The organism is Devosia yakushimensis (assembly GCF_030159855.1).
Taxonomy (GTDB): Bacteria; Pseudomonadota; Alphaproteobacteria; order Rhizobiales; family Devosiaceae; genus Devosia; species Devosia yakushimensis.
In genome coordinates, this window is the sequence record NZ_BSNG01000001.1 from 1,928,343 (window position 1) to 1,952,706 (window position 24,364).

20 protein-coding genes and 1 riboswitch are annotated in these 24,364 nt (G+C 61.8%); of the genes, 12 read left to right on the top strand and 8 right to left on the bottom strand.

Annotation, left to right across the window (positions count from 1 at the left end; translation table 11 throughout):
• Window positions 1-47 precede the first annotated feature (47 nt).
• The 4 genes from QQL79_RS09485 (at window position 48) to QQL79_RS09500 (ending at window position 4,916) form a co-directional block, all read left to right on the top strand.
• On the top strand, window positions 48-878 hold the full coding sequence (locus tag QQL79_RS09485) for a carbohydrate ABC transporter permease (protein WP_284392857.1): 831 nt from the start codon (window positions 48-50) through the stop codon (window positions 876-878).
• On the top strand, window positions 875-1,690 hold the full coding sequence (locus QQL79_RS09490) for a carbohydrate ABC transporter permease (RefSeq protein ID WP_284390156.1): 816 nt from the start codon (window positions 875-877) through the stop codon (window positions 1,688-1,690). The genes QQL79_RS09485 and QQL79_RS09490 overlap by 4 nt, the downstream gene beginning before the upstream one ends.
• Before the next feature lie 8 nt (window positions 1,691-1,698).
• A complete protein-coding gene (locus QQL79_RS09495) occupies window positions 1,699-2,784 on the top strand; it encodes an ABC transporter ATP-binding protein (RefSeq protein WP_284390158.1) in 1,086 nt (361 codons plus the stop codon).
• A 122-nt stretch (window positions 2,785-2,906) separates the two neighbouring features.
• A complete protein-coding gene (locus tag QQL79_RS09500) occupies window positions 2,907-4,916 on the top strand; it encodes an aldo/keto reductase (RefSeq protein WP_284390160.1) in 2,010 nt (669 codons plus the stop codon).
• A 55-nt stretch (window positions 4,917-4,971) separates the two neighbouring features.
• Here QQL79_RS09500 and QQL79_RS09505 read toward each other — a convergent pair whose 3' ends face one another.
• Window positions 4,972-5,637, bottom strand: a complete 666-nt coding sequence (locus tag QQL79_RS09505; RefSeq protein ID WP_284390162.1) for a DNA alkylation repair protein — start codon at window positions 5,635-5,637, stop codon at window positions 4,972-4,974.
• A gap of 215 nt (window positions 5,638-5,852) precedes the next feature.
• A riboswitch (FMN riboswitch) is annotated at window positions 5,853-5,996 on the top strand.
• A 100-nt stretch (window positions 5,997-6,096) separates the two neighbouring features.
• Between QQL79_RS09505 and QQL79_RS09510 the strand changes: the two genes are divergently transcribed.
• Entirely contained in the window at window positions 6,097-7,059 is a 963-nt protein-coding gene (locus QQL79_RS09510) for a DMT family transporter (RefSeq protein ID WP_284390164.1), read from the top strand.
• A 205-nt stretch (window positions 7,060-7,264) separates the two neighbouring features.
• Here QQL79_RS09510 and QQL79_RS09515 read toward each other — a convergent pair whose 3' ends face one another.
• A complete protein-coding gene (locus QQL79_RS09515) occupies window positions 7,265-8,380 on the bottom strand; it encodes a Gfo/Idh/MocA family protein (protein ID WP_284390166.1) in 1,116 nt (371 codons plus the stop codon).
• Window positions 8,381-8,500: 120 nt separating this feature from the next.
• Here QQL79_RS09515 and QQL79_RS09520 point away from each other — a divergent pair, with 120 nt between their 5' ends.
• The 6 genes from QQL79_RS09520 (at window position 8,501) to iolB (ending at window position 15,470) form a co-directional block, all read left to right on the top strand.
• Entirely contained in the window at window positions 8,501-9,334 is an 834-nt protein-coding gene (locus tag QQL79_RS09520; RefSeq protein WP_284390169.1) for a MurR/RpiR family transcriptional regulator, read from the top strand.
• Between the two features lie 165 nt (window positions 9,335-9,499).
• Window positions 9,500-11,425, top strand: a complete 1,926-nt coding sequence (locus QQL79_RS09525) for a bifunctional 5-dehydro-2-deoxygluconokinase/5-dehydro-2-deoxyphosphogluconate aldolase (protein ID WP_284390171.1) — start codon at window positions 9,500-9,502, stop codon at window positions 11,423-11,425.
• Between the two features lie 71 nt (window positions 11,426-11,496).
• Window positions 11,497-13,344, top strand: coding sequence for a 3D-(3,5/4)-trihydroxycyclohexane-1,2-dione acylhydrolase (decyclizing) (iolD, locus tag QQL79_RS09530; RefSeq protein WP_284390173.1), 1,848 nt, complete (start codon window positions 11,497-11,499; stop codon window positions 13,342-13,344).
• A 156-nt stretch (window positions 13,345-13,500) separates the two neighbouring features.
• On the top strand, window positions 13,501-14,418 hold the full coding sequence (iolE, locus tag QQL79_RS09535) for a myo-inosose-2 dehydratase (protein ID WP_284390175.1): 918 nt from the start codon (window positions 13,501-13,503) through the stop codon (window positions 14,416-14,418).
• A gap of 61 nt (window positions 14,419-14,479) precedes the next feature.
• Window positions 14,480-14,725: a DUF3329 domain-containing protein gene (locus QQL79_RS09540; protein WP_284390177.1), complete on the top strand. Its 246-nt coding sequence runs from the start codon at window positions 14,480-14,482 to the stop codon at window positions 14,723-14,725.
• A complete protein-coding gene (gene iolB, locus QQL79_RS09545; RefSeq protein WP_284390179.1) occupies window positions 14,670-15,470 on the top strand; it encodes a 5-deoxy-glucuronate isomerase in 801 nt (266 codons plus the stop codon). Before QQL79_RS09540 ends, iolB begins: the two co-directional genes overlap by 56 nt.
• A gap of 131 nt (window positions 15,471-15,601) precedes the next feature.
• Here the strand turns inward: iolB and iolG are convergent, their stop codons facing one another.
• The 6 genes from iolG to QQL79_RS09575 form a co-directional block, all read right to left on the bottom strand.
• The gene (iolG, locus tag QQL79_RS09550) at window positions 15,602-16,639 is read right to left on the bottom strand and encodes an inositol 2-dehydrogenase (protein WP_284390181.1); all 1,038 of its coding nucleotides are present in this window, start codon (window positions 16,637-16,639) and stop codon (window positions 15,602-15,604) included.
• A 202-nt stretch (window positions 16,640-16,841) separates the two neighbouring features.
• Window positions 16,842-17,858, bottom strand: coding sequence for an ABC transporter permease (locus QQL79_RS09555; RefSeq protein ID WP_370461202.1), 1,017 nt, complete (start codon window positions 17,856-17,858; stop codon window positions 16,842-16,844).
• Window positions 17,859-18,063: 205 nt separating this feature from the next.
• Window positions 18,064-19,602: a sugar ABC transporter ATP-binding protein gene (locus tag QQL79_RS09560; RefSeq protein ID WP_284390182.1), complete on the bottom strand. Its 1,539-nt coding sequence runs from the start codon at window positions 19,600-19,602 to the stop codon at window positions 18,064-18,066.
• A 271-nt stretch (window positions 19,603-19,873) separates the two neighbouring features.
• Complete coding sequence (locus QQL79_RS09565; RefSeq protein WP_284390184.1) at window positions 19,874-20,824, bottom strand: sugar ABC transporter substrate-binding protein; 951 nt, start codon at window positions 20,822-20,824, stop codon at window positions 19,874-19,876.
• A gap of 80 nt (window positions 20,825-20,904) precedes the next feature.
• Window positions 20,905-21,768 (bottom strand): TIM barrel protein, encoded by an 864-nt coding sequence (locus QQL79_RS09570; protein ID WP_284390187.1) that lies wholly within the window; start codon window positions 21,766-21,768, stop codon window positions 20,905-20,907.
• Window positions 21,769-22,060: 292 nt separating this feature from the next.
• Window positions 22,061-23,092 carry a LacI family DNA-binding transcriptional regulator gene (locus tag QQL79_RS09575; RefSeq protein ID WP_284390189.1) on the bottom strand — a complete coding sequence of 344 codons (1,032 nt, stop codon included), beginning with the start codon at window positions 23,090-23,092 and terminating at the stop codon, window positions 22,061-22,063.
• Window positions 23,093-23,228: 136 nt separating this feature from the next.
• Here QQL79_RS09575 and QQL79_RS09580 point away from each other — a divergent pair, with 136 nt between their 5' ends.
• A complete protein-coding gene (locus QQL79_RS09580; protein WP_284390191.1) occupies window positions 23,229-24,302 on the top strand; it encodes a fatty acid desaturase family protein in 1,074 nt (357 codons plus the stop codon).
• The last annotated feature ends 62 nt before the right edge of the window (window positions 24,303-24,364 follow it).

A 24,364-nucleotide genomic window follows, 5' to 3' on the forward strand; every position in this document is an offset into this window, starting at 1 on the left:
GTTCAAGTTTGGTACGCAACGAGCAGATCAACGGTTGGGCATTCGTCATGCCCGCGCTGGTCCTGCTCGGTATCTTTATGGTCTATCCAATCCTTTGGTCCCTCTGGATGAGTTTCCAGGTCGGCCGGGGGATGAATTTCAGTTTCGGCGGCTTGGCCAATATCATCCGGCTGACGCAGGATACCGTCTTCATCCGGGCGCTAACCAATACGCTGCTGTTCCTGGCGGTGCAGGTGCCTGTCATGCTGGTGCTGGCGCTGCTGTTCGCCAATGCGCTCAACGACAGCAAATTATGGGGACGAGGCTTCTTCCGCACGGCGATCTTCCTGCCCTGCGTTACCTCGCTGGTCGCCTATTCGGTGATTTTCAAGTCGATCTTCGCGATCGACGGCATCGCCAACCAGACCCTTTTGGCGCTGCACCTGATCGCCGATCCGATCAATTGGCTGTCCGATCCCTTCTACGCCCGTGTCGTGGTGATCCTGGCCATTACCTGGCGCTGGACCGGCTACAACATGATTTTCTATCTGGCGGCGATGCAGAATATCGACCGCTCGATCTATGAAGCGGCCAAGATCGACGGCGTGCCCGCCTGGGCCCGGTTCTGGTACATCACCGTACCCATGTTGAAACCGGTGATCCTGTTCACCTCCGTCATTTCCACGATTGGCACGCTCCAGCTCTTCGATGAGGTCAACCTGCTGACCATGGGCGGCCCATCCGATGCCACGCTGACCCTGTCGCTCTACATCTACAATCTGAGCTTCAAGTTCATGCCCAGCTTCGGCTACGCGGCCACGGTCAGCTATGTCATCGTGGTGCTGGTCGGCATTCTGAGCTTCATCCAGTTCGTAGCAGCAAGGGATCGCCGCGCATGACACCCCTTGCCTTGATCGGCCGCTTCGCGACCTATCTGCTGCTATCGGTAGCGGCCTTCATTTCGATCTTCCCCTTCTTCTGGATGATCGTGGGGGCCAGCAATACCTCCGCCGACATCATTCGCGGCAAGTCCTCGCCCGGCGGGGCGCTGTTCGACAACATCGCCAAATTCGTCAATTCCTTCGACATGGTGCGAGTGTTGTTCAACTCGTTCCTGATCGCGGGGCTGGGCACGGCGCTGACGCTGCTGATCGCCTCCATGGCGGGCTATGGCTTTGAAATGTTCCGCTCGCGGTTCCGGGAGAAGATCTTTGGCGGGCTGCTGCTGATGCTCTCCATCCCCTTTGCCGCGCTGATGATCCCGCTCTTCATGCTGATGGCGAACTTCAAGATCATCAACACCTACCAGGCCGTCATCCTGCCCGGCATCGCCTCGATCTTCATCATTTTCTACTTCCGGCAGGCCAGTAAGGCCTTTCCGAGCGAGCTGCGCGATGCGGCAAAGATCGATGGCCTCAAGGAGTGGCAGATCTTTCTCTATGTCTACATGCCGGTGATGCGCTCAACCTATGCGGCGGCAACGATCATCGTGTTCATGAACAACTGGAACAGCTACCTCTGGCCGCTGATCGTGCTGCAGACCAACGAGATGAAAACGCTCACCCTCGCGGTGGCGACGCTGGCTGCCGGCTACACGCCCGATTTCGGCGTCATCATGGTCGGCGCAATCGCAGCCACCCTGCCCACCCTCATCATTTTCTTCCTGCTCCAGCGCCGCTTCGTCGAAGGCATGCTGGGCGCGGTCAAATAGGTGCAACAATGAGCAACCTGCAACTTAGGGGCGTGCGTAAGTCGTTCGGGTCCCACGAAGTCATCAAGGGCGTCGACCTCGATATCGAGAGCAAGCAGTTCGTGGTCTTTGTCGGCCCTTCCGGCTGCGGAAAATCGACATTGCTGCGGATGATCGCGGGCCTCGAGGCGATCACGGCTGGCGACCTCGAAATCGGCGGCCAGCGCATGAACGATGTCGATCCGTCCCGGCGCGGCATCGCCATGGTGTTCCAGTCCTATGCGCTTTATCCGCATATGACCGTGCGCGAAAATATGGGCTTTGCGCTGCGCTTTGCCCGCGTGCCCAAGGATCAGATCGCCAAACAGGTGGATGCGGCCGCCCGCATCCTCGCGCTTGAGCCGCTGCTGGATCGCTATCCCAAGCAGCTTTCGGGCGGCCAGCGCCAGCGCGTTGCCATCGGCCGGGCCATTGTGCGCCAGCCGGAAGTCTTCCTGTTCGACGAGCCGCTGAGCAATCTCGATGCCGAATTGCGCGTGCATATGCGCATCGAAATCGCGCGGCTGCACAAGGAATTGCAGACCACGATCATCTATGTGACGCATGATCAGGTTGAGGCCATGACGCTGGCCGACGTGATCGTGGTGCTGCGCGATGGCGTCATCGAACAGGTCGGGCGCCCGCTCGACCTCTATGACGATCCGGCCAACCAGTTCGTCGCCGGGTTCATCGGCTCGCCCAAGATGAATCTGCTGGCCGGTACGGTCACCGCATCCGGCAACGGCTCGGTTACGCTTGAATTGCCCCATCAGGGCAAGGCCAGCGTCACCCTGCCGCTGACCGGCCCCCTGCCCGCTATTGGCGACAAGGTCACTTTGGGCATTCGTCCCGAGCATTTCGAACCGGCGGGAAGCGGCATTGCCGACATTACCGTCGATATCGACGTGGCCGAGCATCTGGGCTCGACCAGCTATGTCTACGCCAATACCCGAACCGGCGAGCCGCTGATCGTCGAGCGCGAGGAATCGCGCCACGAGACCCATGGCTCGCTCTCGATCGCGATCCCCCGCGACCGGGTCTACCTCTTCGACAGCGGGGGCCAGCGCCTGCGCTGACCCCGCCATTACCCACTGCGTCATTCCCGCGAAGGCGGGAATCCACTCTTCATCGCAGCAAGAATGGATCCCCGCCTTCGCGGGGATGACGCCGAGATTTAAAACCAAGGACGATATTTCAAATGACCGACCAAAAGATCCGCTGGGGCATTATCGGGCCAGGCAGCATTGCCAAGGCATTTCAGGGCGGTGTTGCCGGCTCCAAACACGGGGTTCTGGCGGCCATCGCGACGCGTGATCCCAATAAGCCAAACCTCAGCACCGACTTCCCCGGCGCCAAGATCGTGCACGGCTATGATGCCCTGCTGGCCGATCCGGACATCGATGCCGTCTATATCGCCGTGCCCCACACGGGCCACGCCGAATGGGCCATCAAGGCGGCCGAGGCCGGCAAGCATGTGCTGATCGAAAAGCCCCTGGCGCTCTCGGCCTTCGAGATCGACGCGGTATTTCATGCCCACCGCAAGGCCGGCACGTTTGCGGGCGAAGCCTTCATGTATCGCCTGCATCCGCAGACGGCCAAGCTGGGTGAACTCATCCGCTCCGGCGTCATCGGCGAAGTCCGCATGATCCAGTCGAGCTTCGGCTTCTCCATGGGCAAGTTCCAGCCGCAGCACCGCCTGTTCGCCTCGGACCTGGCCGGCGGCGGCATTCTCGATGTGGGCGGCTATCCCGTCTCCATGTCGCGCTTCATTGCCGGCGCGGCCCTGGGCAAGCCCTTTGCCGATCCGATCAAGGTTTCGGGCACGGCCAAGCTCAATGCCGAAGGCACCGATGATTGGGCAGCCGCCGTCCTCACCTTCGAGAATGGTATTGTCGCCCAGGTCTCCTGCGCGGTGATGGTCAATCTGGACAATGTGCTGCGCATCCACGGCTCCGAAGGCCGTATCGAAGTGCCAGATTTCTGGTTCGCTGGCGGCAATCGCGACAAGGGCGAGGGCAAGATCGACATCGTCCGCAAGGATGGCAGCCGCGAAACCATCAGCGTGGGCGAAGAACGCCATGTCTATTCCTTCGAAGCCGATGCCGCAGCCGAGGCGATCTTCGCCAAGCGCCAGGAATTGGCCGCGCCGGGCATGACCTGGGCCGATAGCCTGGGCAATGCCCGCGTGCTCGACGCCTGGCGCAAGGATGCCGGGATCGAATATTCGGTCGAAAAGCCGGCCAAGCGCGTCAACACCCTGGCCAATCGTCCGCTGGGCGCCAATAGCGGCGTCATTCCCAAGCGCTCGATCCCCGGTCTCGACAAGCAGGCTTCGGCCGTGGCTCTGGGCTTTGAAGATTTCAAGAGCTTTGCTTCGGGCGCCATCCTGCTCGACGCCTTCTGGGAAAAGGGCGGCAATCTGTTCGACACCGCCTATGTCTATGGCGCGGGCTATACCGAAAAACTGTTCGGCGAATGGCAGAAGCGCAGCGGCGTGCGCGAACAGGCCGTGCTGATCGGCAAGGGCGCGCATTCCCCGCTCGTCTATCCCGATGTCATTGCCAAGCAGCTCACCCAGTCGCTCGACCGGCTGCAGACCGACTATGTCGACGTCTATTTCATGCACCGCGACAATACCGACGTCCCGGTGGGCGAATTCGTCGACGCCATGGATGCCGAGGTCAAGGCCGGCCGTATTCGTGGCCCCTATGGCGGGTCGAACTGGACCAAGGAGCGCATGGACCAGGCCATCGACTATGCCAAGGCCAATGGCAAGACGCCGCCCAAGGCGCTTTCCAACAACTTTGCCCTGGCCGAAATGCTCGACCCGATCTGGGCCGGTTGCGTCACCGCATCCACGCCCGATTTCAAGCAATGGCTGATTGACCGGCAGGTCACCAACTTCTCCTGGTCCAGCCAGGCCCGCGGCTTCTTCACCGATCTGGCCGGCCGGGACAAACGCGACAATGAGGAACTGGTCCGCGTCTGGTACAATGAGCAGAACTTCGGCCGCCGCGACCGGGCGATCGAGCTGGGCAAGCAGCTCGGCCACTCCCCGATCCATGTGGCGCTGGCCTATGTGCTGGCCCAGTCCTTCCCCAGCGTCCCGCTGATCGGCCCACGCCGGCTGGTCGAGCTCGAAGACAGCCTCAAGGCCTTCGACATCAAGCTGACGCCTGACCAGGTGAAGTGGCTGGAAAACGGCTAGGCACAGCCTATCGCAAAAAATGGAGGGCCCCAAATGGGGCCCTTCGCTGCCTAGATCACGCCTCCTCCCGACGCCGCACCATCTCGGCGATCCAGAGCGGGACATAGGGCGGCGTGCAGCCGGGTGAAGCCGGATAATCGATCAGCACTTTGAGTTCTTCGCCAATCGCGATAGCGCGCTTGCGCCATTGCGGGTGGTGGATGCCGATTTCGGCCAGGCAATGGTTCATCGGCCATTGCTTGAGTTCCGGCGTCTGCCGCAGCTCCCGCTCGATCTGGTCGAGCAGCCCCTTCAGGTCCAGCCCATCGGCATTCTTGACAACGCGGTCAGTGGTCAGGCTCCACCCTGCCCGGCCGACAAGATCGTCATCGTCTTTCCAGCGCAGCCGCAATTCTTCGGCATGACGGCCGGGCTTGACCACATTGACGATGAACCAATCGAGCAATTTGGGCGAGCCGATTTCCCGGACCATGCGGTCCAGTTCATCGGCCGAAAACAGCTTGGGGCGGCAGACCAGCGTCGCCAGCAACCGCGCCGCGGTGTCGCCCGTGCTCCATAGCTCCAGCGCCAGTTCGTGCTGTATCTTGAGCCGCTTGGCGAGCGCCCGCAGCTGCGACAGGTTCACCCCGTGATCGTCGCCGCGCAATTCATTGGCCGCCCGCATTGCGGGGTTTTCGAGCGCGGCGAGTTCCCGCATGACATCGTCGACCGCTTCCGACATGGCTCTCCTCCTGGGGTCGGTCATCTGCCATTCTATGCGGGAATGACGCGGGGATAAACGGGTGGCGGCCCAATCGTGGACCATCCCACCCAAGCCCTTCTCCGCGCAAAACTTTTCCGCACTGTTCGCAAAAGCCATCCAGTATCATGCGTGTGTCTTCTTGCCCGCATCAATGCACTGCCCTATCTTCATCGTTGCGAGACGATGGTTCTCGCATTCGTTCTCAGGGCGGGGTGTAATTCCCCACCGGCGGTAAGGGGGAAACCTCAAGCCCGCGAGCGCCTTGCCACATGCAAGGGTCAGCAGATCCGGTGTGATTCCGGAGCCGACGGTCATAGTCCGGATGAAAGAGAACGGGACAAACGCTGGCTTGCCGGCGTCTGCGCTTCTTTGGCCAGACGCTTGCTGCTGCGTCGCCTCCCGTAACCCTGAGGAAACTGGTTACGGAAAGGACTTTAGATGAGCCAGGTTTCCTCTTCGCACAATGCCCCGGTGCTCGGGGCGCTGTTCATGCTCGGCGCGGGTATTACCTTCGCCATCACCAATATCCTCACCCCGATCATCACCTGGCAGATGGGCGTGCCGTCCACGGCCGTCGTGTTCTGGCAATATGTCATTGCCACCGTGATCGCCCTGCCCCTGATCTTCCGTATCGGGCTCGGCGCGCTCAAGACCCGCCATCCGGGCTGGCATGAGGCTCGCGCCTTTCTTTCGGCGCTGGGTGTGCAATTCTTCGCCTTCGGTTTTGCCAGCGGTGTCCCCGTCTGGCAGATGGTGGCCCTGTCGATGACCGGCCCGTTCTTCATCATCACCGGGGCCACGCTGTTCCTGGGCGAAAAGCTCACAATGCGGCGCCTGGGCGCCACCAGTGTCGGCTTTCTCGGCGCCCTGATGGTGACCCAGATCGGCTCCGAACAGTTCACCCTTGCCTCGCTGCTGCCCATCCTGGCGGCCGCATGCTGGGGCACGGTTTCGGTCATCACTAAATATCTCAGCCGCGACGAGACCCCGGAATCCCTCACCCTTTACATGCTGGTGCTGATCACGCCGAACCACTTCCTGATCGGCCTGCTGCTGGGTATCGCGGTGGCCGTGCTCCCCGCCGGGATGCTGCCGGCCAGTCTCGCGACGGGCTTCGATTTCGTCCTGCCGGGCGGGGATGCCTTGTGGCTGATCGTGCTGCTCGGCGCCGTTACGGCCGGCGCGCAATACTTTTTCAGCCTGGCCTATCGCGTGGCCGATGCCACCTATCTGCAGCCCTTCGACGATCTGAAACTGCCGCTCAATACCCTGCTCGGCTGGATCGTTCTGTCGCAAGTGCCCGCCCTCTGGTTCTGGCCCGGCGCGCTGCTGATCCTGGGAGCGTCGACGTTCATCCTGTGGAGCGAGACGGAGAAACGCCAGACGTTGAGCGTGGCTTAGGTGATTGAGCCCGCAGATCGCGCTGCGGGTTCCCCACTCACAGTGTCATCCCCCACCCCACCGCCACTTTCCTCGGGCTTGACCCGAGGACCATTCACAACGCGTGCCGAGCTAAGAGTGGCCCTCGGGTCAAGCCCGAGGGAGGCGATTGTGGGGCGGGGCGATCTCGCGACATCCGCAATATCGTTCGCACGTGGGGTGGGAATTAGACCTCCACCCACCGCTGCTCGCTATGGCTCCGCGCCATGGCATGCACGGCCCGCTCGATACCCAGCCCGGTCGCAAAATCGATCACCCGCGCCGGCTCCCCGGCAATGGCCTTGAGCAATTCGTGGCATTCGATGATCTTGAGATCGTTGAAACCCAATCCATGCCCCGGCGCCGGGATGAAGCGATCATAAGGCGCGTGCTGCGGTGCGGTGAGAATAGTCCGATAGCCCCGCTCGGTGCCCGGTCCCTCGGCTGTATAGAGCTGCAATTCGTTCATCCGCTCCTGGTCGTAGACGATCGAGCCTTTGGAACCGAAAATCTGCAGCGCAATGCGCCCCTTGCGCCCCCAGGCCGAACGGTTGAGCGCCATGACGCCACTGATGCCCCCGCCCAGTTCAAACAACACGCTGGCAATGTCGAACGTCTCCACCGCCCGTGCCGTGCCTTCCTTGGTGGGCCGGGTCGCATAAGGCTTGGCCAGATGCGCGAAGACCCGGATAACCGAGCCAAACAGCACCTGCAGCAGGCTGAGCGGATGCACGCCGAAATCGTCCAGCGCGCCATAACCGGAGCTGGCCTCGCTTTTCCAATAGAACAGCGCCTCGGGGTCGGCCATGAAGTCCTCGTCCATTTCCAACCGGACGTGATTGACCGCGCCGATGGCCCCCTGCTCCAGCAGCGCTCCGATATGACGCACCAGCGGATTCTGGATGTAATTATAGCCCAGCACCGCGACCTTGCCCGATGCCTTGGCTACCATCGCCATGCGCTCGGCATCGGCCAGCGCCACCGCCATGGGTTTTTCGCACCACACATGCTTGCCCGCCTCGAGCGCGGCAATGGCCATTTCGGCGTGGAAGGCATTGGGCGTGGTGACTGAAACGACATCAACCTCCGGGTCCGCGATCAATTCGCGCCAATCGCCCGTCGCCTTGGCAGAGCCGAACTCGTCGGCCTTGGTCCGCGCGATCTCGGCATTCACTTCCGCCAGATGCACGAGGCGCGGCTGTGCTCCGCTGCCAAACACCGGTTTGACGCTGTTCCAGGCCAATGCATGGCACTTGCCCATATAGCCGGTGCCGATCAATCCCACGCCAATCGATGATTTCATTCCGTCCTCCACTCCTGTCGAAATGGATATGCCATTTGTTCCATTTTCGGAATAGACTTTCTAATAACACTTGATTGGTGGGGTGGATTGGGGATTATGGGGGGCGAAAAGGGGGATAGGATGGTTGAGAAGATGCAGCCGCCGGGGGATTTTGATGCGCTGCGGGGAGCGATTCTGGAACGCAAAGGCGAGTTGCCCAAGCGGCTGACGCAGGTGGCGGCTTATGCGCTGGACCATCCTGACGAGATCGCCTTTGGCACCGCGGCGAGCATTGCCGAATCCGCCGATGTGCAGCCTTCGACACTGGTGCGGTTCGCGCAGCATTTTGGCTTTGAGGGATTCTCGGGGCTGCAATTGCTGTTTCGGGCGCGCCTGCGCGAACGCACGTCGTCTTATGAAGACCGCTTAAGGACGCTGGAGCAGAATGGTGCGGCCTTGGCCGAGAGCACCACGATTTTCAACGGTTTCGCGGCGGCGGCGCATCGTTCGGTGGATGCACTGACGGCGGCGGTGGACCCCGATGCCTTCGAGCGCAGCGTGACTTTGCTGGCCAATGCCGAGACGATTTATCTGATCGCCAAGCGCCGCTCCTACCCGATCAGCAGCTATATGGCCTATGCCTTTGGCAAGCTGAAGGTGCGCTATCAGCTGGTCGGCACGGCGGCCGGGATCGACGATGACATGCTGGCCATGGCGACCCCGCGTGATGCCGCCTTTGCCATCAGCTTTTCGCCCTATGCCTCTGAAAGCGCCACCCAGGCCCGGGCGATGGCAGCACGGGGGATTCCCGTCGTGTCGCTGACCGATTCGGCATTTTCACCGCTGGCCGAGTGCTCGCGCGAATGGTTTGAGGTGGTCGAGGCCGACCATGCCGGGTTCCGCTCGCTTTCGGCCAGCATGGCCTTTGCCATGGCCCTCACTGTTTCTATCGCGGAGAAGCGGCGACGGCGCTGATGCCGCGATTTTGCCACGCTAATGAACGCATTCTGAACTGGAATGCCGGAAACCGCGTTTGGAATGAACATTCCACATTGACGAATTGCCGGAACCCATGTTTCATATTCACCAACAATAGGCGTGAAATATCAGAGACCGGCGCAAGCCGAGGGGAGGACCGGATTGACGAATGCGCAGCCAGGCCAAGGGCAGCAGCCGCTCGACGTCATCACCATCGGCCGGGCCTCGGTGGACCTGTATGGCCAGCAGATCGGCACCAAGCTTGAAGATATTGGCAGCTTTGCCAAGTCGGTTGGCGGATGCCCGGCCAATATCGCCATCGGCACGGCCCGGCTGGGGCTGAAATCCGCGCTGATCACCCGCGTCGGCAATGAGCAGATGGGGCGCTTCATCCGCGAACAGCTGGTGCGCGAAGGCGTCGACACGGCCGGTATCGCTACCGACAAGGAGCGCCTGACCGCGCTGGTACTGCTCTCAGTCGAGGCCGAGGGCGTCTCCCCGATGATTTTCTACCGCACCGATTGCGCTGATATGGCGCTGTCGGAAGACGATATTGCGGAAGACCATATCGCCTCTTCCCGCGCCATCGTGGTCACCGGCACGCATTTTTCGAGGCCTAATAGCGAGGCGGCGCAGAAAAAAGCGATCCGCTTTGCCAAGGCGCATGGCGGCAAGGTGGTGTTCGATATCGATTACCGCCCCAATCTATGGGGCCTGGCAGGGCATGAGGCCGGGTTTGAGCGCTATGTCGCCTCCGATCATGTGTCGCAGAAATACAAGTCCGTGCTGCCTGATTGCGATCTGGTGGTGGGCACCGAAGAAGAAGTGCTGATCGCCTCGGGCGAGGCCGATCTGCCAGCGGCACTGAAAACCATCCGCTCGCTGACCGCAGCGACCATCGTGCTCAAGCGCGGCGCCATGGGCTGCATCGTCTATGACGGCGCCATTCCCGATGATCTGGAAGACGGCATTGTCGGCGCGGGCTTCCCCATCGAGGTCTATAATGTGTTGGGGGCCGGCGACGCTTTCATGTCGGGCTTCCTGCGCGGCTGGCTCAAGGGCGAAGACCTCAAGACAGCGGCGACCTGGGCCAATGCCTGCGGCGCTTTTGCGGTGTCGCGCCTGATGTGTTCGCCGGAATATCCGAGCTGGACCGAGCTTGAGAGCTTCCTCAGCAAGGGCAGCCCCAAGCGCGCTTTGCGCAATGACGACAATCTCAACCACATCCATTGGGCCACCAATCGCCGCCGCGACTGGCCCAAGCTGATGGCACTGGCGATCGACCATCGCAGCCAGCTCGAAGACATGCCGGGCGCGAAGGAAGAGTCCATAGCCGCCTTCAAGGTGCTGGCCGTGGAGGCCGCCGCGCGCGTTGCCAATGGGCGGCCAGGTTTCGGCATGCTGCTGGATGACAAGCATGGCCGCAAGGCGCTGTTCGCCGCCGAAGCCAAGGGCTTTTGGCTCGCCCGGCCGGTCGAATTGCCCGGATCGCGCCCGCTGCGCTTTGAATTTTCGCAAGACCTGGGTTCGCGCCTGCTCGACTGGCCGGTGGAGCATTGCCTCAAGGTGCTGTGCTTTTTCCATCCCGACGATCCCGCCGCGCTCAAGGCCGAGCAGATCGACAAGCTGCAGGCTGCTCAGGACGCCGCTCGCAAGATCGGCCGCGATATCCTGATCGAAATCATCGCCAGCAAGCATGGCGAGCTCAAAGCCGATACAACGGCGCGGGCGCTAACCGAGCTTTATGATGCGGGTTTGAAGCCCGATTGGTGGAAGCTCGAGCCGCAGGCTGACCGGACGGCATGGGCCGCAGTGGATGCGGTGATCGAAGCGCGCGACCCGTTCTGCCGGGGCGTGGTGCTACTGGGCCTTGAGGCTCCGCAGGCGGCGCTGGAGGCCGGATTTGCGGCGGCGCGGTCATCGCGCACGGTCAAGGGATTTGCCGTAGGTCGCACGATTTTTGCCGAGGCGGCGAGGAAATGGCTGCTGGGCGAGATCGGTGACGAGGAAGCCGTGGCCGATATGGCGCGGCGGTTCGGCGCTCTGGTGGAAATTTGGGAGCGGCTGGGAGAGACGAAGGCGGCATAGCCTTCGCCCTGAGCGACGCCGCGATATACACTAGCCGGGCGAAACCGGTGGACTTTTGAGGAACAGGGCCCATGAGCCAGAACACGATCCGACTAACCATGGCGCAGGCCGTTGCGCGGTTTCTGACGATGCAGAAGACCGTGATTGATGGCGAGACAGTGCCGATTTTTGGCGGGGTGTTCGCCATTTTCGGGCATGGCAATGTGGCCGGGGTGGGTGAGGCGCTGCATGGCATCAAGGACACGTTGCCGACCTATCGGGCGCAGAATGAACAGGGCATGGCCAATGCGGCGATTGCCTTTGCCAAGGCCAGTTTCCGCCAGCGCTTCATGGCGTGTACCTCTTCGATCGGGCCGGGCGCGCTGAACATGGTGACGGCGGCCGCGCTGGCACATGTGAACCGCCTGCCGGTGCTGCTGCTGCCCGGCGATGTGTTTGCCAATCGCCTGCCCGACCCGGTGTTGCAGCAGGTGGAAGATTGGGGCGATGGTTCGATTTCGGCCAATGATTGCTTCAAGCCCGTCAGCCGCTATTTCGACCGCATCACGCGGCCCGAGCAGATCATTCCCGCTTTGCGCCGCGCCATGCAGGTGCTGACCGATCCGGCCGAATGCGGCCCGGTGACGCTCTCGCTGTGCCAGGATGTGCAGGCGGAAGCCTATGATTATCCCGAGAGCTTTTTTGCCGAAAAGGTGTGGGTGCCCCGTCGGGTGATGCCCGATGCCGAGGAATTCGCTGCGGCCGCTGCGGCGCTACGCATGGCCAAGAAGCCGGTCATTATCGCTGGCGGCGGCGTACTCTACTCGCAGGCGACCGAAGCGCTGCGCGTTTTTGCCGAGGGGCATGGCATTCCGGTGATGGAGACACAGGGCGGAAAAAGCGCCCTGCCCCATGACCATCGCCTCAATATGGGTTCGGTTGGCGTTACCGGTTCATCGGCGTCCAACATCTTGGCCGGCGAAGCCGATGTGGTGCTGGCGGTGGGTACGCGGCTGCAGGATTTCACCACCGGTTCCTGGGCGCTATTCCAGAACCCGGACCTCAAGGTTATCGGGCTCAATGTGCAGCCCTTTGACGCACACAAGCATAATGGCCTGCCGCTGGTAGCCGATGCCAAGGTGGGGCTCGATGCGCTTCATGCCGCCCTGCCCGGCTGGATTGTCGATGCCGACTGGACCGAAAAGGCCGAGGCCGGCAAGGAGGAATGGCTTGTTGCCGCCGACAAGGCGACCGCGACGACCAATGCCGAATTGCCTTCGGACGCGCAGGTGATCGGCGCGGTGCAGCGGGCGCGGGAAAACGCCATCGTGGTCTGCGCCGCCGGCGGCCTGCCGGGCGAATTGCACAAGCTCTGGAAGGCCAATCGGCCGGGCAGCTATCATCTCGAATATGGTTTTTCGACCATGGGCTATGAGATTGCCGGCGGGCTGGGCGTGAAGCTGGCGCGGCCCCAGGACGATGTGATCGTCATGGTGGGCGATGGCAGCTATATGATGCTCAATTCCGAGATCGCTTCTTCGATCATGCTGGGCGCCAAGCTCACCATCGTGCTGCTCGACAATGCCGGCTATGGCTGCATCAACCGGCTGCAAATGGCCACGGGCGGCGCCAACTTCAACAATCTGTTGAAGGACACCCACCATGTCACTCTGCCAGGAATCGATTTTGCCGCCCATGCCGCCGCGATGGGCGCCGTGTCGCGCAAGGTGAGTTCGATTGCCGAGCTGGAAACAGCGCTGCAGGAGACCGAAAGCGTCGAGCGGACCACGGTGATCGTGATCGATACCGATGCGCTGATTACCACCGATGAAGGTGGCTATTGGTGGGATGTGGCGGTGCCGGAAGTATCCGACCGGCCGCAGGTCAATGCTGCTCGCGAGGGTTATGTGAAGGCGCTTAAGGCGCAGCGGGCGGGGTAATCCCGAGATCGGAGTACCCCCTCCTAGCCTCCCCCTGATAGGGGGAGGAACCGCATGGTGGGTGTTGAAAGATTTACGAAGGCCCCAATCTGTCCCTCCCCCTATCAGGGGGAGGCTAGGAGGGGGTACTAGGCGCGAATGCGCAGGAGAGACGAATTGAAAGCCAAACTCGGCATGTCGCCCATCGCGTGGTGGAACGACGATCTGGTGGAACTCAGCGATGACGTGTCGCTGGAAGAATGCCTGCGCCAGTCGCGCTCGGCCGGGTTTACCGGCATGGAAAAGGGCCGCCGCTTTCCCGACGATCCCGATGTGATGCTGCCCATCCTGCGGGCAGCTGACGTAACCCTCTGTGGTGGCTGGTTTTCCGGCACGCTGGTCGATGAGGAACTGGCCGCCAATAAGGCGCGCATTCAGCCGATGATCGAGCTGTTCAAGGCGGTCAATGCCCCCTGCATCGTTTATGGCGAAGTGGGCCGCTCCATTCAGGGCAAGCGCGAAATCCCGCTGGCGCAGAAGGCCAAGCTGGGCGACGCCGAGATGGTGGCCTATGCCAAAAAGGTCACCGAGTTTGGCGAATGGTGTGCCGATCAGGGCATGCCGCTGGCCTATCACCACCATATGGCCGCCGTGGTCGAGACCGAGCCCGAGCTGGATGCCTTTATGAAGGCGTCGGGCGCGGGCATTCCGCTGCTACTCGATGCGGGGCATCTGGCTTTTGCCGGCGGCGATGTATTGCGGGCCATAGACAATCATCATGCCCGGATCAGCCATGTGCATGTGAAGGACATTCGCCGTTCAGTGGTGGATGGGCTGGATCGCACCAAGCAGAGTTTTCTCGATGCGGTGGCGCTGGGCGCCTTCACCGTGCCGGGCGATGGCTCGCTGGATTTCGCCGCCATCGTGCAGAAATTTGCCGATTATGGCTATGAAGGCTGGTTTGTCGTCGAGGCCGAGCAGGACCCCAAGGCCAATCCGCCGCTGCGCATGGCGCAGGTGGGCCATAAGGAGCTGATGCGCGTGATGACAGCCGCCGGCTACACCGTCGAAACCGAGGGCTTTCCCAAGGGGTGAGTTTTCGCGCCGCGATATGCTAAAGGCTGGTCAGATTTCTTAAAAACAAGGCGGATCGGTTTTGAAAGCAGACGACCTTAAATGGTTCAAGCCCCTGTGGCGGCGCGTTGCCATCACCGGGTTTCTGGCGGTGTGGTGCGCCTGGGAATGGATCTTCAATCAGGAGCCATTCTGGGGCGTGCTGGTGGGCGCGGCTTTGCTCTATTCGCTCTACAATTTCTTTTACGCCTTCCCCAAGGAGGAGCCCCTCGATGAGCAAACCCAATCTGCGCGTCCGCCCGAAAGCGAAGACGGGCCTGGTTCATGATGTAAATCCGGCTTCGGCCGGCTGGACCTATGTGGGCTTTGCCCTGCACAAGCTGGCCGAAGGCGAAGTTGCCGGCGGCGAGGCCGGAACACAGGAATTGTGCCTGGTGCTGGTCAGCGGCAAGGCGCGGATTTCGGTCGATGGCGTCGATCTGGGGGAATTGGGCGAGCGCATGACCCCGTTCGAGGGCGCGCCCTGGGCGGTTTATGTGCCCATGGGCAGCGAGTGGGTAGCGGACGCGACCACGGCGCTGGAACTGGCGGTATGCGCCGCGCCGGGTGGCGGGGACTTCAAGACGCGCGTGATTGCGCCGGGCACCCATCCGCAGCTGCACCGCGGCAAGGGCGCCAATATCAGGCATGTCTACAATATCATGCCCGAGGATGACGGCGCGGCCCATTCTCTGCTGGTGGTGGAAGTAATCACCCCGCAGGGCAATACCTCGTCCTATCCGCCGCATAAGCATGATCAGGACAATTTGCCCCATGAGAGCCTGCTGGAAGAGACCTATTTCCACCGGCTCAATCCACCGCAGGGCTTTGCCATGCAGCGGGTTTATACCGATGACCGCAGCCTTGATGAGGCGCTGGTGATCGAGGATGGCGACGTGACGCTAGTGCCCAAGGGCTATCACCCGGTGGCGACCACGGCGGGTTATGACCTCTATTATCTCAATGTGATGGCTGGGCCCAAGCGGGTGTGGAAGTTCCACAATGCGCCGGAACATGAGTGGCTGTTGAAGTAAGGGGATACCCCCTCCTAGCCTCCCCCTGATAGGGGGAGGGACCGCCTTGTGGTTAGAACGCGATCCAGCTCCAAGTGTGGAGAGATCCCTCCCCCTATCAGGGGGAGGTTAGGTGGGGGTACTCCGATCCCCTAGCGCCCCTGGAACGTCGACGTATCCGCCAACACCCCAAGCACTTCGCTGACCTTCACAGCCCGGCCTTCCTTGACCGACTTCAGCGCAGCATCCGCCAGCGCCAGTGCAATCAAACCATCCAAACCACTCGGCGAAGCCGGAGATTTTGATTCAACGGCATCCACGAAGGTGCTGATTTCACGCGCATAAGCGTCGGTATAGCGGGTCATGAAGAAGTCGTGCAGTGGCGGGCGGGTATAGCCGGTGGCGTTGGCGACTTCGATGGAGACCGGGCGCTGGTTTTCGGCCGAGACGGCGCCTTTGGAGCCGTGCACTTCGATGCGCTGGTCATAGCCATAGGTGGCGCGGCGCGAATTGGAGATGGTGGCGTGCTTGCCCGAGGCGGTCGAGAGCATCACCGAGACGCTGTCATAATCGCCGGCCGCGCCAATGGCCGGATCGACCAGCACGGAGGCCTGGGCGGTGACGGTGTCGATCTCTTCGCCGAGCAGGAAGCGGGCCATGTCGAAATCGTGGATGGTCATGTCGCGGAAAATGCCGCCCGAGCGCTTGATGTAGTCGACCGGCGGGGCGCCGGGGTCGCGCGAGACGATGGTGACCATTTCGACGTCACCGATCTCGCCCTTGGCGATCACATCATGCACGGCCATGAAATGGGGGTCAAAGCGGCGGTTGAAGCCGACCATGAGAGTGGCGCCTTCGGCATCGACCACCTTAAGGCAGGCTTTGACGCGCTCGACATTGAGGTCGATCGGCTTCTCGCAGAAGATGGCCTTGCCGGCGCGCGAGAACTGCTCGATCAGATCGGCATGGGTGTCGGTGGGGGTGCAAATGACCACGGCGTCGATGTCGGCTGAGGACAGGATTTGCTCGATGGTGCGGACTTCGCAGCCATATTGGCCGGCGATATCGGTGGCGGCCTTTTCGAAAGCGTCGGCCACGGCCACCAGCTGGGCGGTTGGATTGGACGAGATGGCCTTGGCATGCACCTTGCCGATGCGGCCGGCGCCGAGCAGGCCGAAACGAACAGTCATTTGATAGTCTCCGGGTAGTGGCGCCGGGAGGTGGCGCGATGCGTTAACAAAATGCCTGGGCGGTTATCCGAGGCTTCCCATCCACCGCGCCTTCCTCGGGCCTGACCCGAGGATCACTCGCCGCTTATGCCATGCTGGAAGCGGCCCTCGGGTCAGGCCCGAGGGAGGCGCGGTGGTGGTTTTGGCATGGAGGAACGGCAAATCAAACCTTCTTCCGCTTCCTTTGCCGGTATTGGTCGGCGACCACGGCGGCGACGATGATCATGCCCTTGATGATCTCCTGATAGTAGGCGTCGACACGCAGGAAGGTGAAGCCGGAGGTCATGGTCCCCAGAATAATGGTGCCGATGACCGTGCCGGTGATGCGCCCCTGCCCGCCCGCCAGCGAGGTGCCCCCGATGACGGCGGCAGCGATGGCGTCGAGCTCATACATCACGCCCATGCCGGCCTGTGCCGTCTGGGCGCGGGCGGCGGTCACGAGCCCCGCAAGGCCGGCCAGCATGCCGGCAATGGCATAGACCTTGATCAGGTGCTTTTCGATATTGATGCCCGAAACGCGAGCCGCCTGCGGATTGGCGCCGATGGCATAGGTGAATTTGCCATAGCGGGTGTAGCGCAGGGCGATGTGAAAGATCAGCGCCACCACAAGGAAGATCACCACCGGCCAGATTCCCATGCCAATGAAGGTGAATTCGGGCGTGAGACCGGAAACCGGCTGCCCCTTGGTGTACCATTTGGCGACGCCGCGGGCCGACACCATCATGCCCAAAGTGGCAATGAAGGGCGGGATTTTGGTGTAGGAAATCAGCGAACCATTGATAATGCCGGCCAATGTGCCGATAGCGAGACCGATGACCAGCGGGATGACGACCGGCAGGCCGACCAGCGCCGGATAGACTGGGCGGGCCCAATCGGCTGACTGCGCAAAGCTGGCGGCAATCATGGCCGTCATGCCTACGACGGAGCCGGAGCTGAGGTCGATGCCGCCGGTGATGATCACCTGAGTGACGCCCACCGCGATAATGCCGACCACCGAGACCTGCAGGATCATGATGGTCAGCCGCTGCTGATTGAGCAGGAAGGACTGGCCGATGAAAATCCAGCCGAGCAGCTCGAAAGTCAGCGCAATGCCGGCCAGCACGAGCAGGATGGACAGCTCGGTGGGCAATTTGCGCCGGCGCGGCCGCGGGGCTGCGAGAGTATCTGATGTCATGGTCATGGCTGGGTCCTCCCGGCAGTCGATGTGTCTTGTATTGGCGCGCCTTCACCTCTCCCTCCGGGGGAGAGGTCGACCCTTCTTAGGGGCGGGTGAGGGGGCCTTTTCTTGAGGCGGTGCGAGGGGAAGGCCCCCTCACCCGGCCTTTGGCCGACCTCTCCCCCAAAGGGAGAGGTGAAGTATGCCGATGCTTCCGAAACCAGCGTCATCATCGTGCCGCCAAATCCATGATCTTGACCTGGTCGGCCTCGGCACGATCCAAAAAACCCGTCGCGCGGCCATGGTGCATCACCATGATGCGATCGCTCATGCCCAGCACTTCAGGCATTTCCGAGGAAATCATGATCACCGCCACGCCCTGGCGGGCGAGCTGGGTGACGAGCTTGTGAATTTCCGCCTTGGCGCCGACGTCGATGCCGCGGGTCGGTTCGTCGAGGATGAGGATTTTCGGATTGGTCAGCAGCCAGCGGCCGATCAGCACCTTTTGCTGGTTGCCGCCGGAGAGGTTTTCCACCCGTTCATCGAGGCTTGGCGTCTTGACGCGCAGCTTCTGGCTCATCTCCTCGCAGGTGCGCGACAGCTCGCTTTGGGTGACGAAGCCGAACCGCGTATAGCCATCCTGCAGCACTGCGAGCTGCATGTTTTCCTGGATATCGAGCGCCAAGAGGCACCCGGTTTCCTTGCGGTCTTCGGTGATGAAGGCCATGCCATGCTGAATGGCCACGGTGGGCGTATCGATGGAGACCGGCCGGCCATTGATGGCGATGGAGCCGCTGCTGGCCGGCGTCACGCCGAACAGGGTCTCGGCCACATTGGAGCGGCCCGAACCGACCAGCCCGGCAATGCCCAGAATTTCCCCGGCCCGCACGTCGAATGTAATGTCGGAGAAGACGCCCTTGAGGCTCAAATCCTTGACCGACAGCACCACATCGCCAATCGGCACCTCTTCCTTGGGGAACATCTGGGTAATTTCGCGCCCCACCATCATGCGGATGATGTCGTCGCGCGTCACATCGGTCGAGGCATGGGTGCCGATATAGCGGCCGTCGCGAAACACCGAGAACTCGTCGGCGATCTCGAACAGCTCGTTCATCTTATGGGTGATGTAGATGATGCCCTTGCCCTGACCGCGCAGGTCGCGAATGATCGCGAAGAGGTGCGCCACCTCGGTTTCGGTCAGGGCCGACGTGGGCTCGTCCATGATGAGCACATCGCTCTCATAGGACACGGCCTTGGCGATTTCGACCATCTGCCTATTGGCAACGGAGAGCGTGGAAACCTGCACTTCGGGATCGATATCGATATTGAGCCGCTTGAACAGCTCGGCCGTCTGGCGATTGAGCTGGCCGTGATCGACAAAGCCGAAGCGGGTCAGTGGCTCGCGCCTGATCCAGATGTTTTCCGCCACGCTCATATAGGGCATCAGGTTGAGTTCCTGATGGATCATGGCAATGCCGTTTTCGAGCGCATCGAGCGGCGATTTGAGCCTTATGTCCATGCCGCGCAGCTTCACCTCACCGCTATCGGGGGTGTAGATGCCGGCGATGATCTTCATCAGCGTGGATTTGCCGGCGCCGTTCTCGCCCATCAGGGCATGAACCGTACCGGGGCGGAGTTTCAGCGACACATCGTCGAGCGCCACGACGCCGGGGAATTCCTTGCGCGCATTGGAGATTTCCAGCAGCAGCGGCGCATTGGGCACCGCCCCGCTCTCGCGCACCGCACGCATTGTCTGCGGACTGACCATTGCTGCCTCCCCTATTTGCTCCGAAGAGAGCAATTTCCACAATGTCATTCCCGCGAAAGCGGGAACCTCTGTTTACTGACCCCGCATCGCCAACGGAGGTTCCCGCTTTCGCGGGAATGACCCGGTGGGTGCTCATGAAGCGGCTCTGGTGCTCCCCTCCCCCTTGAGGGGAGGGGCCGGGGGTGGGGGTCCACCGGTGAACACTAAGCCACCCCCACCCCCAGCCCTCCCCTCAAGGGGGAGGGAAGGATAGAACCGCCGCATCGAGCCCTCAGTTCTTGCTCTGATAATCCGCCAGATTGGCCGGGGTCACCAGCTCGAACGGCACCCAGACTTCGCGCTCCACGGCTTCGCCGCGCGACAAAGCGAGAGCCGCGTCCAGCGCGCCCTGCCCCTGCCCCGCAGCATTCTGGAACACGGTCACATCGAGATCGCCCGCTTCCATGGCGGCCAGGGCGTCCTGGGTGGCGTCGACGCCGCCCACGATCATGGTGCCCATATCGACACCGGCGGCCTTGAGCGCCTGGATGGCGCCGATGGCCATTTCGTCATTATTGGCCACCACGGCATCGAACTGGATGCCGGCAGAGAGCCAGTTGGCCATCAGGTCGGCGCCCTGCTGGCGGGACCAGTTTGCCGTCTGCTCTTCAGCGATCTTCATGAAGGAGCATTCGGGCGTGGCGATCACGTCATGCACGTCCTGGGTGCGCTGGCGGGCGGCCTGGTTGGACAGTTCGCCCATCATCACTACGATATTGGCTTCGGTCTTGCCCGCTTCGGTCAGGAGGCGGCAGACTTCCTTGGTCTCGAGCGTGCCGGAATCGACTTCGTTGGACGCCACGAAAGCCTGCTTTTCGGGCAGGGTATCGAGATTGACAGGCTGGCGATTGACATAGACCAGCGGAATGCCCGCATCGGCGGCCAGCTGGGACATCGGCGCCGTCGCGTCGGTATCCACGGCATTGACGATGATGGCATCGACGCCCGAAGCGATGAAATTCTGGATCTGGCTCATCTGCTTGGACACGTCATTCTGCGCGTCCTCGACTTGCAGCTCGACGCCTTCCAGCGTGCCGGCATAGTCGCTCATGCCATTGCGCAGCACGGTCAGGAAATTGTCGTCGAAGGCGGCCATGGTGACCCCGACGGTTTCGGCCATGGCAGCGCCGGTAAAGCCGGTCAGCATGGTGGTCGCCAAGGCGGCCATTACGATTTTCTTCATTGCTCTTTCTCCTCCAAGAGAGCCGGGCGTCCGGTTTCGCCCCCGATGTTCCGGATGTTCCCTTTTCGGGAATTGTTTGGTCAGGCGGCCCTCTCCTTGAGCCCCGAGACGATGAAATTCATGCTCTGACGCAATGCAGCGGCCGGATCGGGCAGATGGCGCAGCTCCTCGGCAAAGGGTTCGAACGAGAGCGGGCCACTGTAGCCCCCTGCCCGCAGCGCGGCGATCTGTTCGAGATTGCCGAGCCGGTCCCTGGGACCGACCAGCAAGCGGTGGCTATCGCGCATGTCAGCAATAGCGATGGCTGGGTCGTCGACGCCGGAAATATGGATGAGCCCGGTCCGGTCCGGGAACAGGTCAGGCTCGCCGGCCAGATGGTGGTGGAAGGTGTCGTGGGTCAGCCGGAAGACGTCGCGGCCATTGGCATTTTCGATGGCGGTGACAGCCTCGCGTTTGGAGCGCAGCGAGCAGGATTCAAAGCCCAGGCACTCGACCAGGCCGATAAGTCCCCGTTCGCGCAAGATTGGCGCGATAGATGCTAACAGTCTGCTAGCATTTTCTATCCGCTGGCTGGCCTCTGCGATGGCGCCGTCATTGGCCGCGACCAGCACCAGGGCCTGTGCGCCGGCGGCTGCGGCATAGTCGGCCAGGGCTTCGGCTTCGGCCAGGCGGGTGTCGGACCATTGATTGAATTTTTGCAGGGCGTTGATGGAAATGATGGTCACATCATTGCCTTCCGCAAGTGCCCGCACCTCGGCTGCCGTTGTGCCGTCGAGGATGGCGTTGCCGGCAATATCGTTGCGGATTTCGACTCGGGGCGCGCCCAATTGACGGGCCAGCGCGAAGAATTCGGACAGCCGGAGCTGCGGCGCGGTCATGTGGTTGATGGCAAAATCCATCGCCTGGCTGGTCGGCACGCCGATACTCCCTGGATCGCCGGGCATTCGACCCGATCTTCATTGTCACAAATGAAATACTGGTTCTGTTCTATTGTCAATGCGGAATGTTCATTCCAAAATATGACAGAATGGACGGCCTAAACCGCGATCAAACGGAATATTCGTACGACTGCAAACGTTTCAGGCGGTGGCGCTAGATGGAGAGATTGGGGTACCCCCTCCTAACCTCCCCCTGATAGGGGGAGGGATCTCTCCACTCTTGGAACGCGATCAAGTCCCAACCACAAGGCGGTCCCTCCCCCTATCAGGGGGAGGCTAGGAGGGGGTACCCACGCCTCTAAATGTTCTCCGACACAAAAATATCGAACGGCAAGAAGGTCTGGCCGGGGGAATCGGCGGCGGGGTGAGCCAGCGCTGATGCCATGAGGCTCACAGTGCTGGGGCCCAGTGCGGCCAGGGGAGTACCGATGACAGCCGTAGCGATATTGTCGGCCAGGGCGGCGTGGGTCACGGGATTGAGTTCGTTGCAGACCAGGGCGATGCGGCCGGCCATGCCCTCTTCGCGCAGGGCGCTGATGACGCCTTCGGTGCCGCCGCCCGCCACATAGATTGCCGTCAGATCAGGGTGGCGGCGCAGCAGATCGAGCGTTGCTTCATGGGCAAGCGCACCATCTTCCAGGCTGACCTGGGTGTCGACGATGGAGAGATCCGGCGCGGTCTCGCGCAGATAGGAGCGGAAGCCGATTTCGCGCATTTCGTGGCCGTGAAAGCGGTGACTGCCGACAAAGACCACAACCTTGCCCGGCGCTTTCGACGAGCGGGCGATCAGCCAGCCGGCGGTGCGGCCGACCTTACGATTATTGGTGCCGATATAGCCCCGGCGCACACCGCTGGCGAAATCGGACAGCAGGGAAAAGACCGGTTTTCCCATGGCCTCAATCTCCTGCACCGCGGCGGTGACGGCGGGATGATCCACGGCCACCATGGCAATGGCATCGACGCGCGGCGCCATTTCCGCCAGGCGGGCAGCGATTTCGGGCGGGGTCTGGTTGGCGAGGAAGGCGATATGGGGCGTGGCGCGGAACTGCGTCGGCGCGGCGCAGGCCTGTTGCAGGGCCGTGGCGACATCCTGATAGAATAATTGATCCGGCCGTTGCAGCAGAAAGCCCAACCGGTAATGCGGCAGGTTCTGCTCGAGCCGCCGGCGGATAAGTCCGGAGCCGTGATAGCCGATCTGCTCGGCGGCATCGAAGACCCGCTGCGCGGTTTCCTGGCGCACCGGCAAGCGGCCATTGAGCACCCGATCGACCGTGGCGACGCTCAGATCGGCAATGCGGGCAATATCGGCAACAGTCGGGCGGCGGGCCAAGGCGGGCTCCTGCAAGTTCCCATCATCATGGCACACATGATGATGATGCAAATGATAGAAACCATCATGCGCCGATTGCCGAAAAATCGCAAGTTTGCCATGAAGGTGAGACGCCGCAGAGCCAGGGAGGACGCCAATGAGCGCAAAACGCGACTACAGCCTGCTCGGCCCCAGCTCGGAAGCCGCCGTGGCCAACGGTTTGGCGGCCGCCGAGTGGTATCACACCGATGTCGACCGCAAGCAGATGAAGGCGCTGATGCAGCGCTCGGACGGGCCGGCAATCCGCGATACCGTCATCTGGCTGGGAGCCATGCTGGTGCTGGCGGCGGGCGGCATTTATTTCTGGGGCAGCTGGTGGGCCGTGCCATTTTTCCTTGGTTATGGAGTACTTTACGGCTCAGCCTCGGACTCGCGCTGGCATGAATGCGGGCATGGCACGGCATTCAAGACGCGCTGGATGAACAATGCGGTCTACCAGATGGCCTGCTTCATGATCATGCGCAATCCGGTGACCTGGCGCTGGAGCCATGCCCGGCACCATACCGACACCGTGATTGTTGGCCGCGACCCGGAAATCGCGGTGATGCGGCCGCCTGATCTGTTCCGGGTGATCCTCAATTTCTTCGGCATTCTCGATGCCGGCTACGCCATGCTCGACATGGTGCGCAACGCGGCAGGCGTGGTGACGCCGGAGGAAAAGAGCTTCATCCCCGAAATGGAGCATTCCAAAGTGATCCGCGTGGCGCGCATCTGGTTGGCTATCTATCTGGCAACAATAGCGCTTTCAGTCTGGATGGGGTCCATCCTGCCGCTGATGCTGATCGGCCTGCCCCGGCTTTATGGCGCCTGGCACCATGTGTTAACCGGCCTGCTCCAGCATGGCGGGCTAGCCGACAACGTGACCGATCACCGGCTCAATTCCCGCTCGGTGCTGATGAATCCGGTGAGCCGGTTCATCTATTGGAACATGAACTACCATGTGGAGCACCACATGTTTCCCATGATCCCCTATCACGCCCTGCCGCAGCTGCACGAGCTGATCAAGCATGACCTGCCGGCGCCCAATGCTTCAATTTTGGATGGCTATCGCGAGATGGTGCCGGCCTTCCTGCGGCAATTGCGGAATGAGGACTACTTCCTGAAGCGTGAGCTACCGGCGACGGCCAAGCCGTATCGGGAGGAGTTGCATAATGGGGTGGCGGCGGCGTGAGGGGAGCCCCTCACACTAGTGACGCCTGTCGCAGCGTCATTCTCGCTTTCGCGGGAATGCCG

Bases quoted from the DNA above. Each gene is read 5' to 3' on its own strand.
- QQL79_RS09520 (WP_284390169.1), top strand. From the start codon at position 8,501: ATGGTTGAGAAGATGCAGCCGCCGGGGGATTTTGATGCGCTGCGGGGA.
- QQL79_RS09580 (WP_284390191.1), top strand. From the start codon at position 23,229: ATGAGCGCAAAACGCGACTACAGCCTGCTCGGCCCCAGCTCGGAAGCC.
- QQL79_RS09555 (WP_370461202.1), bottom strand. From the start codon at position 17,858: ATGACCATGACATCAGATACTCTCGCAGCCCCGCGGCCGCGCCGGCGC.
- QQL79_RS09560 (WP_284390182.1), bottom strand. From the start codon at position 19,602: ATGGTCAGTCCGCAGACAATGCGTGCGGTGCGCGAGAGCGGGGCGGTG.
- QQL79_RS09490 (WP_284390156.1), top strand. From the start codon at position 875: ATGACACCCCTTGCCTTGATCGGCCGCTTCGCGACCTATCTGCTGCTA.
- iolG (WP_284390181.1), bottom strand. From the start codon at position 16,639: ATGACTGTTCGTTTCGGCCTGCTCGGCGCCGGCCGCATCGGCAAGGTG.
- QQL79_RS09510 (WP_284390164.1), top strand. From the start codon at position 6,097: ATGAGCCAGGTTTCCTCTTCGCACAATGCCCCGGTGCTCGGGGCGCTG.
- QQL79_RS09485 (WP_284392857.1), top strand. From the start codon at position 48: ATGCCCGCGCTGGTCCTGCTCGGTATCTTTATGGTCTATCCAATCCTT.
- QQL79_RS09565 (WP_284390184.1), bottom strand. From the start codon at position 20,824: ATGAAGAAAATCGTAATGGCCGCCTTGGCGACCACCATGCTGACCGGC.
- QQL79_RS09570 (WP_284390187.1), bottom strand. From the start codon at position 21,768: ATGCCCGGCGATCCAGGGAGTATCGGCGTGCCGACCAGCCAGGCGATG.
- iolB (WP_284390179.1), top strand. From the start codon at position 14,670: ATGAGCAAACCCAATCTGCGCGTCCGCCCGAAAGCGAAGACGGGCCTG.
- QQL79_RS09505 (WP_284390162.1), bottom strand. From the start codon at position 5,637: ATGTCGGAAGCGGTCGACGATGTCATGCGGGAACTCGCCGCGCTCGAA.
- iolD (WP_284390173.1), top strand. From the start codon at position 11,497: ATGAGCCAGAACACGATCCGACTAACCATGGCGCAGGCCGTTGCGCGG.
- QQL79_RS09515 (WP_284390166.1), bottom strand. From the start codon at position 8,380: ATGAAATCATCGATTGGCGTGGGATTGATCGGCACCGGCTATATGGGC.
- QQL79_RS09495 (WP_284390158.1), top strand. From the start codon at position 1,699: ATGAGCAACCTGCAACTTAGGGGCGTGCGTAAGTCGTTCGGGTCCCAC.
- QQL79_RS09500 (WP_284390160.1), top strand. From the start codon at position 2,907: ATGACCGACCAAAAGATCCGCTGGGGCATTATCGGGCCAGGCAGCATT.